General features: G+C 71.3%; 11 protein-coding genes. 6 read left to right on the forward strand and 5 right to left on the reverse strand.

The window, feature by feature from the left end; genetic code table 11:
• Positions 1 to 242: 242 nt before the first annotated feature.
• The 5 genes from ACWEMY_RS18955 to ACWEMY_RS18975 form a co-directional block, all read right to left on the reverse strand.
• Positions 243 to 1,004: an alpha/beta hydrolase family protein gene (locus ACWEMY_RS18955; RefSeq protein WP_452391077.1), complete on the reverse strand. Its 762-nt coding sequence runs from the start codon at positions 1,002 to 1,004 to the stop codon at positions 243 to 245.
• A gap of 48 nt (positions 1,005 to 1,052) precedes the next feature.
• On the reverse strand, positions 1,053 to 1,460 hold the full coding sequence (locus ACWEMY_RS18960; RefSeq protein ID WP_452391078.1) for a PIN domain-containing protein: 408 nt from the start codon (positions 1,458 to 1,460) through the stop codon (positions 1,053 to 1,055).
• Entirely contained in the window at positions 1,457 to 1,723 is a 267-nt protein-coding gene (locus ACWEMY_RS18965; RefSeq protein WP_452391079.1) for a hypothetical protein, read from the reverse strand. Before ACWEMY_RS18965 ends, ACWEMY_RS18960 begins: the two co-directional genes overlap by 4 nt.
• A 39-nt stretch (positions 1,724 to 1,762) precedes the next feature.
• The gene (locus ACWEMY_RS18970; protein ID WP_452391080.1) at positions 1,763 to 2,470 is read right to left on the reverse strand and encodes a siderophore-interacting protein; all 708 of its coding nucleotides are present in this window, start codon (positions 2,468 to 2,470) and stop codon (positions 1,763 to 1,765) included.
• 112 nt (positions 2,471 to 2,582) lie between these two features.
• Complete coding sequence (locus ACWEMY_RS18975; RefSeq protein WP_375934156.1) at positions 2,583 to 3,065, reverse strand: hypothetical protein; 483 nt, start codon at positions 3,063 to 3,065, stop codon at positions 2,583 to 2,585.
• A gap of 139 nt (positions 3,066 to 3,204) precedes the next feature.
• Between ACWEMY_RS18975 and ACWEMY_RS18980 the strand changes: the two genes are divergently transcribed.
• From ACWEMY_RS18980 to ACWEMY_RS19005, 6 genes are all read left to right on the forward strand, one after another.
• Positions 3,205 to 4,497 carry a SidA/IucD/PvdA family monooxygenase gene (locus ACWEMY_RS18980; protein WP_375934160.1) on the forward strand — a complete coding sequence of 431 codons (1,293 nt, stop codon included), beginning with the start codon at positions 3,205 to 3,207 and terminating at the stop codon, positions 4,495 to 4,497.
• 37 nt (positions 4,498 to 4,534) lie between these two features.
• A complete protein-coding gene (locus ACWEMY_RS18985) occupies positions 4,535 to 5,476 on the forward strand; it encodes a methionyl-tRNA formyltransferase (protein WP_452391081.1) in 942 nt (313 codons plus the stop codon).
• Between the two features lie 28 nt (positions 5,477 to 5,504).
• Positions 5,505 to 11,354 (forward strand): amino acid adenylation domain-containing protein, encoded by a 5,850-nt coding sequence (locus ACWEMY_RS18990; RefSeq protein WP_452391082.1) that lies wholly within the window; start codon positions 5,505 to 5,507, stop codon positions 11,352 to 11,354.
• A 65-nt stretch (positions 11,355 to 11,419) separates the two neighbouring features.
• A complete protein-coding gene (locus ACWEMY_RS18995; protein ID WP_375934169.1) occupies positions 11,420 to 12,412 on the forward strand; it encodes an ABC transporter substrate-binding protein in 993 nt (330 codons plus the stop codon).
• Entirely contained in the window at positions 12,409 to 14,037 is a 1,629-nt protein-coding gene (locus tag ACWEMY_RS19000) for a condensation domain-containing protein (RefSeq protein ID WP_452391083.1), read from the forward strand. The genes ACWEMY_RS18995 and ACWEMY_RS19000 overlap by 4 nt, the downstream gene beginning before the upstream one ends.
• Positions 14,034 to 18,326: a non-ribosomal peptide synthetase gene (locus ACWEMY_RS19005; RefSeq protein WP_452391084.1), complete on the forward strand. Its 4,293-nt coding sequence runs from the start codon at positions 14,034 to 14,036 to the stop codon at positions 18,324 to 18,326. Before ACWEMY_RS19000 ends, ACWEMY_RS19005 begins: the two co-directional genes overlap by 4 nt.
• The last annotated feature ends 2 nt before the right edge of the window (positions 18,327 to 18,328 follow it).

Here is an 18,328-nt window from a genome sequence, read left to right on the forward strand (position 1 = left end):
CTAACACCCCCACCCCCCCCCCCCCCGCGCCCCGGGGTAACCCCCCCGGCGGGGCCGCCACGTCCCGCCACCGCCGCGAAGCTCCGATCTGACCTCCCGCTCGGAAGGTGAACCGGCCCACCGCCTCTACCAGCGGGCGGGTTTCAGCGCCCACTGATCCGACGGGCCCGACGTTCACCGATCCACGTATCGCGGGTCATGCAATGACGGAATCATTGCGTCGATACGACGGGTCGAAGTGCTCAGCCCGGGATCGGGCCGCCGGTGATGCCGGGGTGGGTGGCTGCTGTGGCGGGGATGGCGGCGTGTTGGCCGGTGAGGAAGGGGGTGAGGAGGTCGTTGGTGGCGTGTTGGGTTTCGGTGGGGCCGCGGGTGCCGCCGAGGAATCGGGTGAGGAGGAAACGGGCTGGGGTGGCGAGGAATTGGGGGGCGTCGGTGAAGGTGTAGTGGTTGGCTTCGCTGATCTCGTAGCGGAAGCCGGGGGCGGTGAGGTGGTCGAGGAGGGTCGCGTTGCCGTCGAGATAGCGCTGGGAGTGGCCGGTTTCGGAGTGGTCGCTTTCGACGAGCAGCACCGGGCGGGTGAGCGTGTGGTCGGGGAGGGGTCCGTAGAGGGTGCCGTCGATATTGGCCGCGGCCTGCACGCGCGGGTCGACGGAGAGGGTGGCCAGGGCGCTCGCGCCGCCGAGGGAGTGGCCGATCGCGGTGATCGCCGCGGGGTCGATGTGCGTGGCGAGCAGGCCGAGAGTTTCGGGGTGTTCGAGCTGGTCGAGGACGAAACGCAGGTCGGCGGTGCGGGTTTCGAGTCGTTCGGTCATGAAGCGCACGCCGTCGGGGTCGTCGGCGGGGAAGTTCTCGACGGTGGTGGCGATGGTGCCGTCGGCCAGTTCGGTGAGGGCGGATTCGTAGGGGTGGTCCACGGCCAGGACGACGAAGCCGCGGCTGGTCAGGTTGTTGAGCAGGCTGGTGTAGAAGGCGCGCGGGTGGTCTACGACGACGCGATCCACACCTGTGAGCAGACACGGCGGGAGGGGTTGCCGTATTCGACGGTCGGTCTAAACGTCACGAATGACGACCCGGTGCCCGCACAGTTTTTGCCAGTCGTCGCGGTCTGAGGTGAGGACCAGTGCGGGAGCCGGTGCGCGTAGGGCCATCGCCGCGACGAGGGCATCGATCGCGTATTTGTGTCCGTGGAGGCCGCCTGCGTCGCGCAGGAGTTCGACCGCGAGCAGTGCGTCGTCCTGGGTCGCGGGCTCGACCCGTATCCGGGAGAGCAACCATGCGAGACGCGCGGAGTCGGTCTTGCCGTACACCGACTCGACGATGGTCAGAGTCGATACCCGAACGGGTATACCGGCGCGCCGGGTCGCCTCGATACGTGCGGTCATGGCGCGGTCCTGCTTCAGCAGCAGGGAGAAAGCTTGGGAATCCAGGACGACGGAGCGAGTCGCAGGTTCCTTCACGCCGCGCCCTGGCCCGCGACACCGTTGTCGCCGAACATGTCCTGAGCAGCCGCGGCGATCTCGGCCTCGGTCAGTGGCTCGTGTGTGGCTTCGAACTCCGTGACTATCTCCGCGAGCCCGTCCATCTCGAGCTGATGCCGAACGGCGTCGGTGATGTAGGCCGAGACGCCCCGCCGCCCTGCGCGATCGCGGACGGCGGTGAGGACGTCGGTCGGCATGGACACCGACACGTTGGCGGTCGAGCCGGTGCGGGGATTGGTCATGCCCGCAATTGTACGACAACGTTTATTACAAAGTGTGCGTCACTTCCAGTAGGCGCGGGCCTTGATGGCGGTCTTCGGGAGGGCGTGGGTGGTGCGGAAGGTCTTGACCAGGGAGCGGGTGGTCGCGCCGTCGCAGGCGATCCAGGCGTAGGTGCCGGGGACGCAGGTGATCTCCTGGGCCTTCTCGCGCAGCAGTCGGCCGTCGTCGACGCGGGGCAGCCAGGTGACCTCGTGGTTGGCGTGCGCGTGCACGGGCAGCGTGGGGTCGGAGTCGTACTGGGATTCCAGCCAGACCCGGGCGGTGGCGTCGGGGATCGCGTCGAGCAGGGCGTTGATGGCCGGGAGCGAGGCGGTGTCGCCGAAGATGACGTAGTCGCTCTGGTCGGTGTCGGGCTGGGAGGCGTCCATGCCGAGTGAGCTGGCTTCCAGCTTGTCGCCGACGACGGCGCGCGCCGCCCACTGGCTGGCCGGGCCGCCGTGCAGGGCGAATTCGATGTCGAAGCGGTCGTTCTCGGGGTCCTGGTTGATCAGGGTGTAGCCGCGGTGGTGCAGCTTGTCGCTCTCGGCTTCCGGAATCCAGATGCGGATGAACTGGGTCGGATGGGCGGGGTGGTCGGCGAGTACACCGTTGCCTTCGAATCCGATGCGCAGGTACTTGTCGGTGACCGATTCCACCGAGGTGACGAGCAGCTCGTAGTTGTCGGCGCGCCAGACCTTCATGATCAGGCCATTGGTTCCTTTACCCATGTTGTAAGGCTAACCTAACCCTTCCGGTTTGTCGCGACCCGGCCGCCCGGAAAGCAGACGGCCCGGCCCCCGCGAACCGCGGGCTGCCGGGCCGGGTGACCTGGTGGGGAGTTCAGCAGGACAGCGACGCGTAGTACGCGATGGTGCACTGCGACTCGGAGGTGAGCTTCCAGGTGCCGTCGACATCGACCCAGCTGACCGCGATCGGCGGGAAGGTGCCGAAGCCGGGCACGGTGACCAGCAGGTCGGCGTAGGTGTAGGAGCCCTCGGTGTAGGCGTTGCTCACGGTCCAGGCGAAGCCGGGGACCGAGGCCATGACGCTGCCGATCTGGTCCATCAGCGGCAGGCCGGCGGCGCCGTTCTCCAGCTCGTTGGCGCGGGTGCCGCTGTCGGCGCCGGTGTTGAGCACCAGCTGCAGCTTGGCCTGGAGCTGACCGGCGCTCGGGGCGGGGGTGGTGCGGACGATCGACGGCGCGGCGAGAGCCGGGGCCGCGGTCGCGAGGGTGCCCGCGGTGCCGAGGACGGCGGCGGCGGTGAGGGCGAAGGCGGCCGTGGTGGCGCGAACCTTGTTCTTGATCATCTTCTCGGTTCCCATCGTTGCGAGTCGGATGCTGCTCGTCCGTGATTTCACCACGGTGACTGGCATCGGTCCCCAATATAAGGTAAGCCTATGCAAACATGTAAGAGTGCCCCCGGTATCGGGTGCTCAAACGCTTGAATGTGGGAGAACTTCGGTGGACAGACTTCTGGTGGTCGGCGCGGGCCCCAAGGCCATGGCGGTCGCGGCCAAAGCGCAGGTACTGCGGCAACTGGGCCTTCCCGCCCCCGAGGTCGTCGTGATCGAATCCCATGCGGTGGGCGGCAATTGGCTGCCGACCGGCGGCTGGACCGACGGGCAGCACCGCCTGGGCACCAGCCCCGAGAAGGACGTGGGTTTCCCCTATCACTCCTCCTGGGCGCGTGGTCACAACCGCGCCATCAACGAGGCGATGATGGGCTACAGCTGGACCTCGTTCCTGGTCGAGCGCGGCACCTACGCCGAGTGGGTCGACCGCGGCAGGCCCAGTCCGCACCACCACGTGTGGGCCAAGTATCTGCAGTGGGTGGCGCGTAAGTCCGGCGTCGAGGTGGTGCACGCCACCGTGCGCACGATCTCCGCCGCCGCGCAGGGCTGGGAGGTCCTGGTGGTCGACGCCGACGGCGCCGAGAGCAGGCTGCAGTCCGACGCGCTGATGATCACCGGCCCCGGCAACAGTGGCCGCGCCCTGGCCGATCACCCGAAGATGCTGTCCATCGCCGAGTTCTGGGACCTGGTCGGGCGCCGTGAACTGCCGTCCACTTCGCGGGCCGCGGTCATCGGTGGCGGCGAGACGGCCGGTTCGGCCATGGACGAACTGGTCCGCCACGATGTGCTCACCGTCTCGGTGATCTCGCCCGCCGCCACCATCTACACCCGCGGCGAGAGCTACTTCGAGAACTCCCTCTACAGCGATCCGGGCAAGTGGCGCGCGCTGAGCATCGAGGAGCGCCGAGATGTGGTGCGCCGCACCGACCGTGGTGTTTTCTCGGTGCGGGTGCAGGAGAACCTGCTCGGCGACAGCCGCGTGCACCACCTGCAGGGCCGCGTGGTCCGCGTCGGTGGTGACGGCGAGGGCATCGAGCTGACCCTGCGCAACGAACGCCGCCCCGACGCCACCCACACCTTCGATCTGGTGGTCGACGCCACCGGCGGGCAGCCGCTGTGGTTCCTGGAGATGTTCGACTCCGATGCCGCCGATCTCGTCGAGCTCGCCATCGGTGGCCCGATCGAGCGCACCCGGCTCGAGGCGGCCATCGGTCACGACCTCGCCGTGGCGGGTATGGAGGCCAAGCTCTTCCTGCCGAACATGGCGGGCATGGCGCAGGGGCCCGGCTTCCCGAACCTCAGCTGCCTGGGCGAACTGTCCGACCGGGTGCTCGCGGAGTCCTCGGTGCGCTCCGGGGCGGCGCGCAGGGCCGCGTCCGAGCTGCACAGGGCACTAGGATAGGCTAGCCTTACTAATTCGAGAAGATGAGGTTCGGTTCATGCGTATCGTGTCGTTCGGCTTCCAGACCTGGGGCCGTAAAACCCTGCAGGCTCTGATCGATTCGGAGCACGAGGTCGTGCTGGCGGTCACCCACCCGGCGAGCGAGGACTCCTACAAGGGGATCTGGTCGGACTCGGTGGAGGAGCTGGCGCGCGAGCACGGTATCCCGGTCCATCTGACGGAGTCGGCCGACGCCGAGACCATCGACCTGGTGAAGCGGGCCGAGCCCGATGTGATCGTGGTCAACAGCTGGTACACCTGGATGCCCGCCGAGCTCTACAACATGCCGCGCTACGGCACGCTGAACCTGCACGACTCGCTGCTGCCCAAGTTCACCGGCTTCTCGCCGGTGCTGTGGGCGCTGATCAGCGGCGAGTCCGAATTCGGCCTCACCGTGCACCGGATGGACGAGCAGCTCGACACCGGCGACATCCTGGTGCAGCACCGCCTGCCCATCGGCCCCACCGCCACCGGCACCGAACTGGTGCTGGCCGGCATGGAGCTCATCCCCGGCGCGGTCGCCGAGGGCCTGGCCGCGCTCGAGTCCGGCACCGCGCAGTGGCGCCCGCAGGACAAGGCCGAGCGCACCTACTTCCACAAGCGCTCCGACCGCGACAGCCGCATCGACTGGACCTGGGACGCGGTCGACCTGGAGCGTTTCGTGCGCGCCCTGTCCGAGCCGTACCCGCGCGCCTACAGCTTCTACCGCGGTGAGCGCGTCGAGGTGCTGGCCGCGAAGGTCTCCGACGCCCGCTACGGCGGCACCAACGGTCGCGTGATCGTCCAGGAGGACGGCGGCGCCGTGGTCAGCGGACCGAACCCGGTGCGCGGGCAGAACCGCGGCCTGGTGATCACCCGCGTGCGCACCGCCGACGGTGTCGAGCACGACGGCGCCGAATTCTTCCGGCGCGGTGGGTATCTCACCGACTCCGCGGAGTAATCAGTTCAACCCAGGTCGGAAGGAAGTCATGACGACCGTCGCCAACCCCGCCAGCCGGGTGCCCACCGTGGAGATCGGGGCCGTGTCCCGGCCGGGGCGGGCCCCGCTCGCCCCGGGGCAGCGGCGGGCCTGGTTCCTGCAGACCCGGGACCTCGCCGACGCCTCGCTCAATGTCACGGTGAGCTACCGGCTCACCGGCGACGTGGATGTGGCGCGGCTGCGCGCGGCGGTGGCGGCGGTCGCCGATCGGCACCGGATCCTGTGCACCACTTACGGTCTCGGCGGCGACGGCGAGCCGTACCAGGTGGTCGACCCTGCGGTCCTGCCGAGCTGGACCGAGCACGACCTGTCCGAGTTGTCCGCGCGCAGCCGGGAGCGGCGCGTGGCCGTGTTGCTGCGCCGGGCGGTCGGCGCCCCGTTCGACCTGACCGCGGAGGCGCCGCTGCGGGTGACCCTGATCCGCACGGGCGCGGGCGAATTCGTGTTCTCGCTGGTGGCGCACACGATCGCCTGGGACGAGGAGTCGGCGTCGCTGTTCGCCAGCGCGCTGTCGGCGGCGTATCTCGGCGTCGCCGGATCGGACGAGGGGCCGCTCCCGAGCGGCACCGCGACCGGGAGTGATTTCGGTGCGCCGCGGGCGGAACCGCTGGGCTCGGCCGCGCAGGCGCTGGACTACTGGCGCCGGACCCTCGACGCGCTCCCCGATGCGCTGGAACTGCCCGGACGCGCGCAGTTCGCGCAGGCCGAGGCCGGGCGCGGTCGTCGTGCCGGGGCCGAACTTCCCGCCGAATTGCTGGCCGGGGTAAGGGAATTCGCGGCCGAGCGCGATGTCTCGACCTTCGCGGTGCTCTTCGCCGCCTGGCAGGCCGTGGTCCACCGCTACACCGGCGCGAGCGAATTCCTGGTGGCCGCCCCCGTCACCACCAGGTCGGCCGACACCGAAGCGCGGATCGGCTACTACGGCAACACCGTCCTGCTGCGTGGTTCCTGTTCCGCCACGGACAGTTTCGCCGATCTGGTCGCCGCCTCCGAAGTGACCTGCGCCGCGGCGTTCACCCACGGTGGCGTCGGCATCGATGATGTGGTGCGCGCGGTCAACCCCAGCCGCACCGGCGGACGCGACGGCCTCGAGGTCATCACCCAGCTCGGCTTCGCCGTGCGTGCCGAACCCGCGCCCCTGCATCTCGACGGTGTCACCGCGACCCGGCTCGACGACGAAGCGGGTCGCGCGCGCCTGCCGCTGCGCCTGACCGTCGTGGCCGGGGCCGACAACGCCCGCCTGGAAGCCGAATACACCACCGACCGCCTGGAACCGGCGCTGGTCGACCGGCTGCTGCGCCACTACCGCCACCTGCTCACCACGGCACTGTCCGCCCCGGCCGCCTGCCTGGGCGATCTGGAACTCTTCGGCGCCGAGGAACGCGACCGCCTGCTCGACCTCTCGCGCGGCGAACTCGTCCCCACCCCGGCCACCACCCTGGTGCGGCTGTTCGAAGACCAGGTCCGCGCCCGCCCCGACGCCCTCGCCCTGCTGGCTCCCGGCCGCGACCACGCCGCCGACCAGGCCCTCACCTACCGCGACCTCGACCTGCGCGCGAATCGCCTGGCGCACTGGCTGATCGGCCAGGGCATCGGCACCGAGGACATCGTCGGCCTGCGATCGAGCACCTCGGTGGAGTTCGTCGTCGCGGTGCTGGCCGTGCTCAAGGCGGGCGGCGCCTACCTGCCGATCGACCCCGCCTACCCCGACGAGCGCATCGCCTTCCTCGACGCCGACGCGGGAGCGCGCCTGGTCCTCGGCCCGGTCGAACTGGCCGCCGCCGAGGAAACCGCGCTGCACCTGCCCGAACACCCGCCCACCGACGCCGAGCGGCGGCGCCCGCTGCGCCCGGACAACCTGGCCTATCTCGTCTACACCTCCGGTTCGACCGGAAAGCCCAAGGGCGTGCCGGTGCCGCACGCGGCCATCGCCGAGCATCTGATCGGGTTCTGCGCGCAGTGGGATCTCACCGCCGAGGACCGGGTGCTGCAGTCGTCGTCGGTAAGTTTCGACGCCTCGCTGCTCGACATCTTCGTCACCCTCACCGTGGGTGCCTGCCTGGTGGTGCCCGAGCCCGACGCCTTCCGCGACATCGCGCACATCGCCGAACTCATCTCCCGTTGCGCGGTCACCGTGCTGCACATGGTGCCCTCCACGTTGAGCACCTTCCTGCTGCTGCCCGAGGTGAGCGAATGGGGTGCGCTGCGCCATGTTCCGGTGGGCGGCGAAGCGCTGACGGGGGAGGTCGCCGACCGTTTCGCCGCGGTGTTCGACGCCGAACTGCGCAATCACTACGGCCCGACCGAGGCCGTGGTCTGTTCGACGCACATGCCCGTCGTCGGCCCGCAGGGCCCGGGGACGGTGCCGATCGGCATCCCCAATCGCAATGTGTACGTCTACGTCCTCGACGAGCGGCTCGGGCTGGTGCCCGACGGGGTGGTGGGCGAGATCTACCTGGGCGGTGCGCAATTGGCGCGCGGCTATCACGATCGGCCCACGCTCACCGCGCAGCGTTTCGTGGCCGACCCCTTCCTGCCCGGTTCGCGCCTCTACCGCACGGGTGACCTGGCGCGCCGCAATGATTCCGGCGCACTGGAATTCGTCGGCCGCGCCGACGAGCAGGTGAAGGTGCGCGGGTTCCGGATCGAACCGGCCGAGGTGCAGGCCGCGCTGGCGAGTCATCCCGAGGTCGGTCAGTGCGCCGTGGTCGCCTCCGCCGACCCGGCCCTCGGTACGGTGCTGGCCGCCTACGTGGTGCCCGCCGCCGGGACCTCGCCGGACCTCACGGCGCTGCGCGCGCACGTGGCCGCGACCCTGCCCGAGTACATGGTGCCCGCGGAGTTCGTGCTGCTCGACGCGCTGCCGCTCACCGAACACGGCAAGCTCGACCGCCGCGCCCTGCCCGCCGCCCTGCGCGCCGGGTCGGGTACACACCGCGCCCCCGCCACCGAGACCGAGATCCGGCTGGCCGCCCTGTTCGCCCAGCTCTTCGGCCGCACCGAGATCGGCGCCCAGGACTCCTTCTTCGAACTCGGCGGCCACTCCCTGCTGGCCGCGGGCCTAGTGGCCCGGATCAGGGCCGAATTCGGCGTGGACATCGACGTGCGCGTCCCCTTCGACACCCCCACCGTCGCCGGCCTCGCCGCCCTCATCGAATCCCGCCCCCCGGCCCGCATCCCCCTACCCCCGCTACGCCGAAACCCCACCGCGGGCCCACCCCCACTCACCCGCGCCCAGCGGGCGAGCTGGGATCGTTTCCGTACACGAGAACTCGCCGCCCGCAACGGATTTGCCGATACGTCCGATGCCGTCAGCTCGGCTCGGAACGCGGCCACCTCGGCGCAGAACGCGGCCACCTCGGCGCAGAACGCGGCCACCTCGGCGCAGAACGCGGCCACCTCGGCGCAGAACGCGGCCACCTCGGCGCAGAACGCGGGCATCTCGGAGCAGAGCGCGGCCACCTCGGCGCAGAACGCGGCCGACTCGGCGCAGAGCGCGGGCATCTCGACGCGGGGCGCGGGCATCTCGACGCGGGGCGCGGGCATCTCGGCGCAGAGCGGGGCCGACTCGGCGCGGGGCGCGGCCGACTCGGTGCGGGGTGCGGGAAATGTCTCGCTCGCGGCGCGACTGGACGGGCGACTCGACCTCAAGGCGCTGCGTCACGCAATGACCGAAGCCGTTGGCAGGCACGATATTCTGCGCACTGTGTTCACCGAGGTCGATGGTGAGCCCGTTGCCGCGCTGTCCGCCGAACCGGTCGCGATCACCGTGTTGTCGACCCCCGGTGCCTCCGCCCTCGCCGCCGCGCGCACGGACGCGACCCGCCAGTCCTTCGATCCCCGAGTGGCACCGCCGCTCGACATCCGGGTCCTGGTGACGGACAAGAAATCCCACGTCCTCGTCTTCACCGCTCACGAACTGATCGCCGACCACCGCTCCCTGCACATCCTGCTCGCCGAGACCGCGATCGCCTACCGAGCCCGCGTCGCCGACGCCGAACCACACTGGCCCGAAGTCGAATTCGACTTCGCCGATGTGGCCCGCTGGGAACACGAAGCCGCCGACGCCCTCGCTGCCCAGCGCGACTACTGGCGCGCCGCCCTGGCGGGCGCGCCGATCGCGACCGGCCCGGCTCCGGACGTGTCCGCTACGCCGCCGGTGCTGACGACCGCCCGCAACGCGCAGGGCGACGGCGCAGGCGTGCTGGCCGACGGTGCAGGACACCAGCCCAGGGCGGACAACAGCGCCGGTAGCCCCCTCGGTGCTCCCGCCCTCATCCGCCGCCCCGGCGTAACCGGCCACCTCGCACGCTTCCCCGTCACCGCACCACTGCGTCAACGGTTGCGAGCGCTGGCCGAATCCGCAGGCGCCTCGGAATTCATGCTCTACCAGGCCGCCGTCCTCACCCTGCTGCACAAGCTCGGCGCCGGTACCGATCTCGTGGTCGGTGCCGCCGTCGGTGGACGGGGTGAGGCGATGGCGGCGGGTGTGGTCGGTCCGCTGACCGGCATCGTCGCGCTGCGCACCGATCTGCGCGGCAACCCGTCGTTGCGCACGGTGCTGGACCGGGCGCGCGCCACCGCGCTGGCGGGTTACGGCCACCAAGATGTGGCACGCGATGCCGTCGACGGTTCCGAGACCTACGCGACGATCCTGCACTTCAGCGAACAGGACCGGCTGGCCCGGCCGCATTTCGGCGCTGGCCTCACCGCCACCGTGCTGCCTCCGGAATTCGACGGCGCCCTGCGCGATGTGGGCTTCGGCTTCACCGGCGACCACGACGGCGGATTCGCCGCGACGGTCACCCTCAATGCTGACCGCTACCACCGCGACACCGCGCACCTGTTCGCCCGTCGCATGCTGCGCGTCCTCGGCGCGTTCGCCGACACCCCCGATCTGGCGCTGGCCGATCTGGACGTGATGCCCGCCGAGGAACGCAGGCGGGTCCTCGGCGAATGGTCCTGTGGCGTCGAGGTTTCCGAGATTCCCGGCCTGAGCGAGTTGCTGGAACGCGCGCTGACCTATCCGTCGGTGCGCCCGGCCCTGCGCTGCGGCACCGAGACACTCGATTTCGGCACGGTCTGCGCGCGGCTCACCGCCGCGGCCCGCGACCGCCGCCCGGACGCCACCGCCGACACCCGCGACCAGGCGGTCGCCGCGGAGGCACTCGGCGCCCTGCTCACCGCCCTCGACCAGGCGGTCATCGCGGAGGCGACGGGCACGGCGGTCGAGTTGCCCGGTGCGCCTGCTTTCCGGCCCGCCGCACTGGCCGCCGCCGTCGCCGATCGGCGCGGGGTGGCCGCCTCCCGGGACACCGCCCGGCCCGACCCGTCCCGATCCACGGCCCAGTGCCGGGTGATCGGCGTCGAGGCCGGGCCGGTGGGCCTGCTGGTGGAGGCACTGGCGGGATTGGCCGACGGCGCGTTGGTGGAGCTCGCGCCGGAGGGGGTGGCCGCGGCGGTGTCGGAGCGTACGACCCATGTCGTCGCCGCGGCCGCCCAGCTACCCGAGGTGGCCGACTCCCGGCGCTGGGATGTGCTGGGCGACAAGGGACTCCGGGTCATCGCGCCGCAGGGCGTGCTCGGCATGGTCGGCTACGCGGTGCCCGGCTACGCGGGGACCGTCGCCAGGGGACCGCTCGACGGGTCCGGCCGGGTGCGTCCGGTGCCCGGCGCGCGCGTCGTGGTGCTCGACGAATCGGGTGCCCCGGTGCCGCCGGGTGTGGGTGGACAGGTGTGGATCGGTGGCGTCGCGCAGGCGGGGCCGGAAGGCGGCGAACTCGTGCCGACCGGTGATCGTGCGCACTGGACCACTGATGGCTGGCTGAAATTCGCTTAGCCTAACCTACTATCGACAAAGGCCTGCTGAACGATCCGCGGGCGTGAACACGAGGAGTTCTGTCCATGACACTGCGGCGAGACGACAAGGCGCCGCGCAGGCGCGCGGCAGGCCGGGCCGGACTGGTGCTGCTGGTGCTCGGGCTGGTCTCCGGCCTGGTCGCCTGCGGTTCCGGTGACGACACCGAGGCGGGCGCCGGCGTGACCATCACGCACAACTTCGGCGAGACCACGGTGTCCGGGACGCCCGAGCGCGTGGTCACGCTGGGCAGCCAGTGGCTCGACGCCACCCAGGCCATGGGGATCACCCCGGTGGCCTACGCCGACAGCGTCGCCATGGGCGGCAAGTCGCAACTGCCGTGGACTCCGCCGGAACTGGAGAAGGCCACCGTCCTGAAGATGGGCGGCGACATGGCCGAGCAGATCGCCGGTGTCGAGCCCGACCTGATCCTGGTGCCCAGCTTCCTGGTGGATCAGCCGATGTACGAGAAGCTCTCGCAGATCGCGCCCACCATCGGCGCGGTGACCCCGAACGCCCAGGTCGACAAGTGGTCCGACCAGCTCACCGTGCTCGGCAAGGTGCTGCACCAGGAAGACAAGGCCACCGAGGTGATCGCCGGGGTCAACGGCAAGATCGACGCGGTCTCGCAGAAGTACCCGAACCTGAAGGGCAAGACCTTCCTCACCTGCATGCTGACCGGCCCCGCGCAGCTGATGGTGCTGGCCGACCAGAACGACGGCTCCTCGGAGATGTTCACCCGCCTCGGCATGAGCATCCCCGCCAACATCACCTCGCAGGCCTCCGCCGGTGGCCGCCTGGCGCTGTCGCCGGAGCGTCTCAACGAGCTGACCTCCGACACGCTCATCTGCGGCGCGATGCCGCAGTTCGAGGCCAAGTTCAAGGAACTGCCCGGCTACAACGACCTGCCCGCGGTGCGTTCCGGTGGCATCGCCTTCGTCGACACCAAGACGATCAGCGCGGTCAACACCCCCACGCCGCTGTCGATCCCGTACCTGCTCGAAACCCTCGATCCGACGTTCGCGGCGGTCGGTCGATGAGCTCGCGCCCGGTCCCGCTCGCGCCCGCGCAGCAGGCCGCCCTGCTGCCCGAGCGGCTGCGCGACACCCCGGCGGCCGATGTCTTCCTCGCCCTGGAACTCGTGGGGGAGATCGACGCCGACGCGCTCGAGCGCGCGGCCGCCGGTGTGCTCGAGGCGCACACCGCGCTGCGCACCGTGTTCCCCGCGGATCGGCGCGTGCCGTATCAGCGGGTGGTCGCGGTGCCGGACACGGTCGTGGAGACCGTGCCGCTCGACGAGGACCAGCTCGACGCCGCCCTGCGCGCCGAGGCCGCGCACCGCTTCGATCTGGCCGAGGCGATCCCGGTGCGCATCCGCCGGTTCGTGGTGGGGGAGCGCTCGATCCTGGCGCTGACGGTGCATCCGGTCGCCGCCGACGACCTCGCCCTCGACCTGCTGGCCGAGGCCCTGTGCACCGCCTACAACACCGGCACGGTCGCTCCGGCGGCCGCGCAGTTCAGCGAATTCGTGCCGCGTCAGCTCAAGAGCCTGACCACCACCCCGGCTGACGACCCGGCGCTGAGCTACTGGCTCGACCGCCTGGCCGGACTGCCCGAGCGCGCCGAGCCCACCGCGGGCCCCGTGCCCGCCGAGCCGGTGCGCCGCTTCCGCGTCGACCCGGAGACCCTCGCCGACTTCGCCGGTGGACACGACCGCGCGGCCGCCTTCGCGACCCTGGTCGCGCGTTCGCTGAGCGAGGCGGGCCTGGGCACCGATCTCGCCGTCGGCATCCTGGACCAGGGCCGCGACGCCGAGGGCGCCGAGGAGACCATCGGTCACTTCGCCAACCACCTGGTGCTGCGATTCGACACGACCACCGGCGGCACCCCGCGCGACCAGGTCGCCGCGGCCGCCGAACTCGTCGCCACCGCCCGCACCCACGCGAGCACCCGCGTCGAACGGCTCACCCACCAGCTCAAAGGCGCGGGCGCGGTCGCCACCGGCGGCCTGTTCCAGGTGCTCGTCGGCGTGCGCGCCGCGGCGCGGACCGCGCGACTGCGTGGCTGCGCGGTGCGCGAACTGGACCGCAGGCTGGTCCAGCCGCACGGCGTCGACCTGGTCGTCGATATCGCCGGTGACGCCGACGGTGTCGTGGTGACCCTCCAGGGCCCGGCCCTGCCCGAACTCGACGCCTTCGCCGCGCACCTGGAACGGCGCTGCCGCGCCTGGGCCGCGGGCACCGACGAGACCTGCGCGCTGAGCCTGTTCGCCGCGCCCGCACCGCAATTCGACATGTTCGGCCTGCCCGGTCAGGGCGGTCCCGGCCAGACCGACACCGAACGTGCCGTGATCGAGGCCATCCGGCGCGTGCTCGAATTCGACGAGGACGACGAGATCGGCCGCGAGGACACCTTCTTCTCCCTCGGCGGCGACTCCATCGCCGCCCTGCGCCTGGTCACCGACCTGGCCGAGGACGGCTACACCTTCGATGTGCAGCAGGTCTTCGGTTCGCCCGCCATCCACGAACTGGCCGCGCTGATCGACGAGACCGCCGCCCAGCCCGCCGCCGAACCCGCCCCGGCGCAGGCCGAGGTGGCGCCGCTGAGCGCCTCGGGTCTCGATCCGGCCATGCTCGCGGCCCTGGGGAAGAAGCTCGGGCAGTGAGCACGCAGATCCTCGACGTCGTCGCGCTGTCGCCGTTGCAGCGCGGCCTCTACTCGGTGAGCACCACCTCCGGCGCGGTCGACCCGTACCTGGTGACCTTCGCCGTGCGGGTGGAGGGCCTGGCCGACCTGTCGACGCTGCGCAAGGCGTTCGACCAAGTGCTGCAACGGTATCCGCACCTGGGCGGCTCGGTCGTCACCGACGGCCTGCCGCACCCGGTGCTGCTCACCACCACCGCCGGGCACATCGGCTGGACCGAACTGGACCTGCGCGGTGCCGCCGATCCGGAGGCCGCCGCCCGGCAGCGCTACTGGGACGAGGGCCGCATCCGGATCGACCTGGACAACGGCCCGCTGTTCCGCGTCACCGCCGCGCGCGTCGGCGAGCAGGACTACGAGCTGATCTGCACCGCGCATCACATCGTGGTCGACGGCTGGTCGATCCCGCTGCTGTTCGCCGACCTGATGGCCCTGCACCGTGGCGAGGGCGCGGCGCTGCCGCCCGCCCCGCCGCTGCGCGAACACGCCGCCTGGCTGGCCTCCCGCGACACCGCCGCCTCCATCGCGGCCTGGACCACCGCCCTGTCGGGCCTGGCACCCATGCCGATTATCGCCGGTCCCGCCCCCGCCGACATCCCCGTGCTCGGTGAGGCCCGGTTCGACCGCGCCGAGACCGAGACGGTCACCCGCTGGGCCAGGGCCAACGGCCTGACCCTCAACACCGTGCTCCAGATGGCCTGGGGCCGTGTGCTTTCCAGCCTCACCGGCCGCGACGACGTGGTGTTCGGCCAGACCACCTCCGGCCGCGACGCCTCGCTGCCCAATGCCGACCGGCTGGTCGGCGCGCTGGTCACCACCATCCCGGTGCGCGTGCGCATGGACGAGCGCACCCCGGCCGCCATCGGCGCCGAACTCCAGCGCGAGGTCGCCGCCCTGCGCGCCCACGAATACCTCGGCATCGCCGAGATCACCAAGCAGGCCGGGGTCGGCCAGCTCTTCGACACGCTGCTGGTCTTCGAGAACACCCCGATGGGCTCGATCACCGCGCGCATGCCGCTGGCCGACGGCGCCACCCTGGCCCCGCGCCGCATCGACTCGCCGAGCCACTACCCGATCGCGGTGGTCCCCGTGGTCGAGGACAACCAGCTCATCACCCGCGTGGAGATCCGCCCCGACCTGGTCGAGCGCTTCGAACCGGATAGGCTCGCGCGGCGCCTGCTCGCGGTGGTCCGCGCGATCGTCGACGCCGAACACGGCAGTACCGTCCCGGTCCTGCTCGCAGACGAACCCGCCTCTCTCACAGTCGCTCCCGCGCATCCGGTGCCGTTCGCGAATGTGCCGCAGGCACTGCTGGCCGCCGCCGAGGCCGCCGGGCCGCGGGTCGCCGTCGTCGACGAGATCGGCGAGCACACCTTCACCGAATTCGGCTCGGCCGTGCGGGTGCTGGCCGGTGGCCTGCGCGCCTACGGTGTCGGGAACGGCACCGCCGTCGCGGTGGTGCTCCCGCGCGACCGGCGAGTCCTGCACGCCCCCTTCGCCATCGCCGAAGCCGGTGGCCTGTGCGTGCACGTCGACCCGGCCACCCCGGCCGACCGGCTCGCGTACATGTTCGAGACCGCGAATGTGCGCGTCGTCCTGGCCGACGAGTCGCTGGCCGGGCTGCTGGCGGAAGTACGTTCCGAGGGTAGGGAATTCACGCACCTCGTGCCGGACAACTCCGGTGTCGTCCGCCGGGGCGCCGTTCCCGCACCGGGCCCCGAGGAAGCGGGGGATACCGACAGCAGGGTGCCGGACGAGCGCACGCCGTTCTACGTCATCTTCACCTCGGGCACCACGGGCCGTCCGAAGGGTGTCGTCGTCCCGCACGGCGCCCTGCTGAACCACTGGTCCAATCACGAGCACCGCATCTTCGCCCCCGCCGCCGCGCGCGCCGGACGGCAGTTGCGGATCGGGCACGGCTGGTCGACCGGGTTCGACGCGGCCTGGCAGCCGACGGTCGCGCTGCTCAGCGGGCACGCGGTGGTGCTGCTGGGCGACAAGGTGCGCACCGACGCCGACGGGATCGTCGCGGCCATCCGCACCGAGGGCATCGACATCTTCGACACCTCCCCGTCCATGCTGAGCCGGTTGATCGACGCGGGCCTGTTCGAGACCGTCGACGGGCGCGAACACTGCCCGCTGTCCGTACTCGCCCTCGGCGGCGAGGCGATCAGCCAGGACACCTGGCGGCGGTTGCAGGGCCTGGCCGACACCCGGGTGATCAACTTCTACGGCCCCACCGAGACCACGGTCGAGGCGCTCATGGCCGACGTGCACGACCACGCCGCGCCCACCATCGGCCGCACCTTCGACGGCATGACCGCCGAGGTGCTCGACCATCGGCTGCGCCCGGTGCCGCCCGGCGGGCAGGGCGAGCTGTACCTGTCCGGTGGTCAGTTGGCACTGGGATACCTGGGCCGCCCGGCCACCACGGCCGCGGCCTTCGTCGCGGGCGCGGCCGGACGCCGCTACCGCACCGGCGATCTGGTGCGTCGCGCCACCGACGGCACCGTGATCTACGAGGGCCGCATCGACAGCCAGGTCAAGATCAACGGCTACCGCGTGGAGCCCGACGAGGCCACCGTGGTGCTGCGCGAGATCGACGGCGTCACCCACGCCGCCGCCCTGGCCTTCACCGACAACGGCCGCACCCGGCTGGGTGCGCTGGTGGTCGCCGAGCGCACTGCCGCGCAGATCCGCGCAGCGGCCGCGCGCCGCCTGCCGCAGTTCCTGGTGCCGAGCCGGATCGTGCACGTCGCGCAGATCCCGTTGAACCGCAACGACAAACTCGACGTGCACGCCGCCACCGCCCTGCTCACCGCCCCGGTCGCGCAGGGTCCGGAGGCCGAACCGGCCACCGACACCGAACGCGCACTGCTGGAACTGATCACGGCCATGCGTGACGGCGCGGGCGCGCGCATCGGCATCCTCGACAGCCTCATCGACCTGGGCATCGACAGCATCGGCGTGATCGACCTGGTCTCGCGGCTGCGCGGTGCCGGGTACAGCGTGGCCGCGAAAGATGTTCTCGCGGCGGCGGATCTGCGTGAGCTGGCCCAGCGGATCGACAACGGTGAGACCGGACTCGCGGCGACCGAGGTCACCCCGGCGGGCACCGAACTGCCGCTGACCGCGCTCGCTCACGAGATCCTCGCCAACGGCGACTACCGGTACCTGGCGCAGAGCCAGGTGCTCACCCTCCCCGAGGGCGCCGGTGTCAGCGAGATCGTCGCCCGTCTCGAAGCACTGGCCGTGGCTCATCCCACGCTGCGCTCCCGGCTGCGGCGCGATGGGGACGGCGCGGTGCTGGTGGTCGAAGAGTCCTCCAGCGCAGCCGAACTCACCGTCGTGGCCGACGGCTCGCTCACCCCGGCGGAGGCGCTGGAGCAGACGGTGCACCGGCTCGACCCGGACGCGGGCCGGATGGTCGCGGCCACCGTCCTGGACGGCAGGCTGCTGCTCTCGATCCACCATCTCGCGGTGGACGTGGTCTCCTGGCTCATCCTCGCCGACGACCTGCGCAATCTGGAACAGGGCCGCGAGATCGCCCCGGAAGGCGCTGGTACCGAGGTGGATTCGGCTCCGGTCACGCCGGTGATCCGCGGCGGTGTCCTCGGTGCCCGCTACACCGACCCGGCCCTGGACCGTGCCACCCACGCCACCCAGCAGGTGGTGGAGCTGGGCCCCGACCACACCGAGCGATTGCTGGCGGCCTGCGCCGAGCACGAGGTGAGCCTGGACGAGGCGATGCTGGTGGCCTGCGCGGCCACCTTCCCCGGCACCGCCGACGAGACCGGCGCCATCGCGTTGACCCGCGAATCCCACGGCCGCCCCGCCGACGACGATTCACGCAGGGTCGGCTGGTTCACCGTCGAGGAGACCCTGACCGTGCCGGGGCATCTCGCCGCGGACTGGGCCCCGGCGGCGGGCAGGCCCGAACTGGGGGAGCGCGACCGCACCGTGCGCGCCCAGTTGCGGCTCAACCACCTCGGCCGCTTCGATGTGCTGCAATTCGGCAGCGGTCCGTGGTCGCCGATTCCGCTGGCCGAGTTCACGGCCGAATTCGGGGTGGCGGTCGACCCGGCCCTGCCGCTGCGCTTCACCGTAGACATCACCACCGCGGTCGTGGCCCGCGACGGGCGCCCGTGCCTGGTCGCCCAGTTCGACGGCAACACAGCGGTTCTCCCACCGGCGCGGCTCACCGAGCTCACCCGCCGCTGGTACGACGTGGTCGTGGCCTACTCGGCCTGATC

This window comes from Nocardia sp. NPDC004415, from assembly GCF_053602435.1.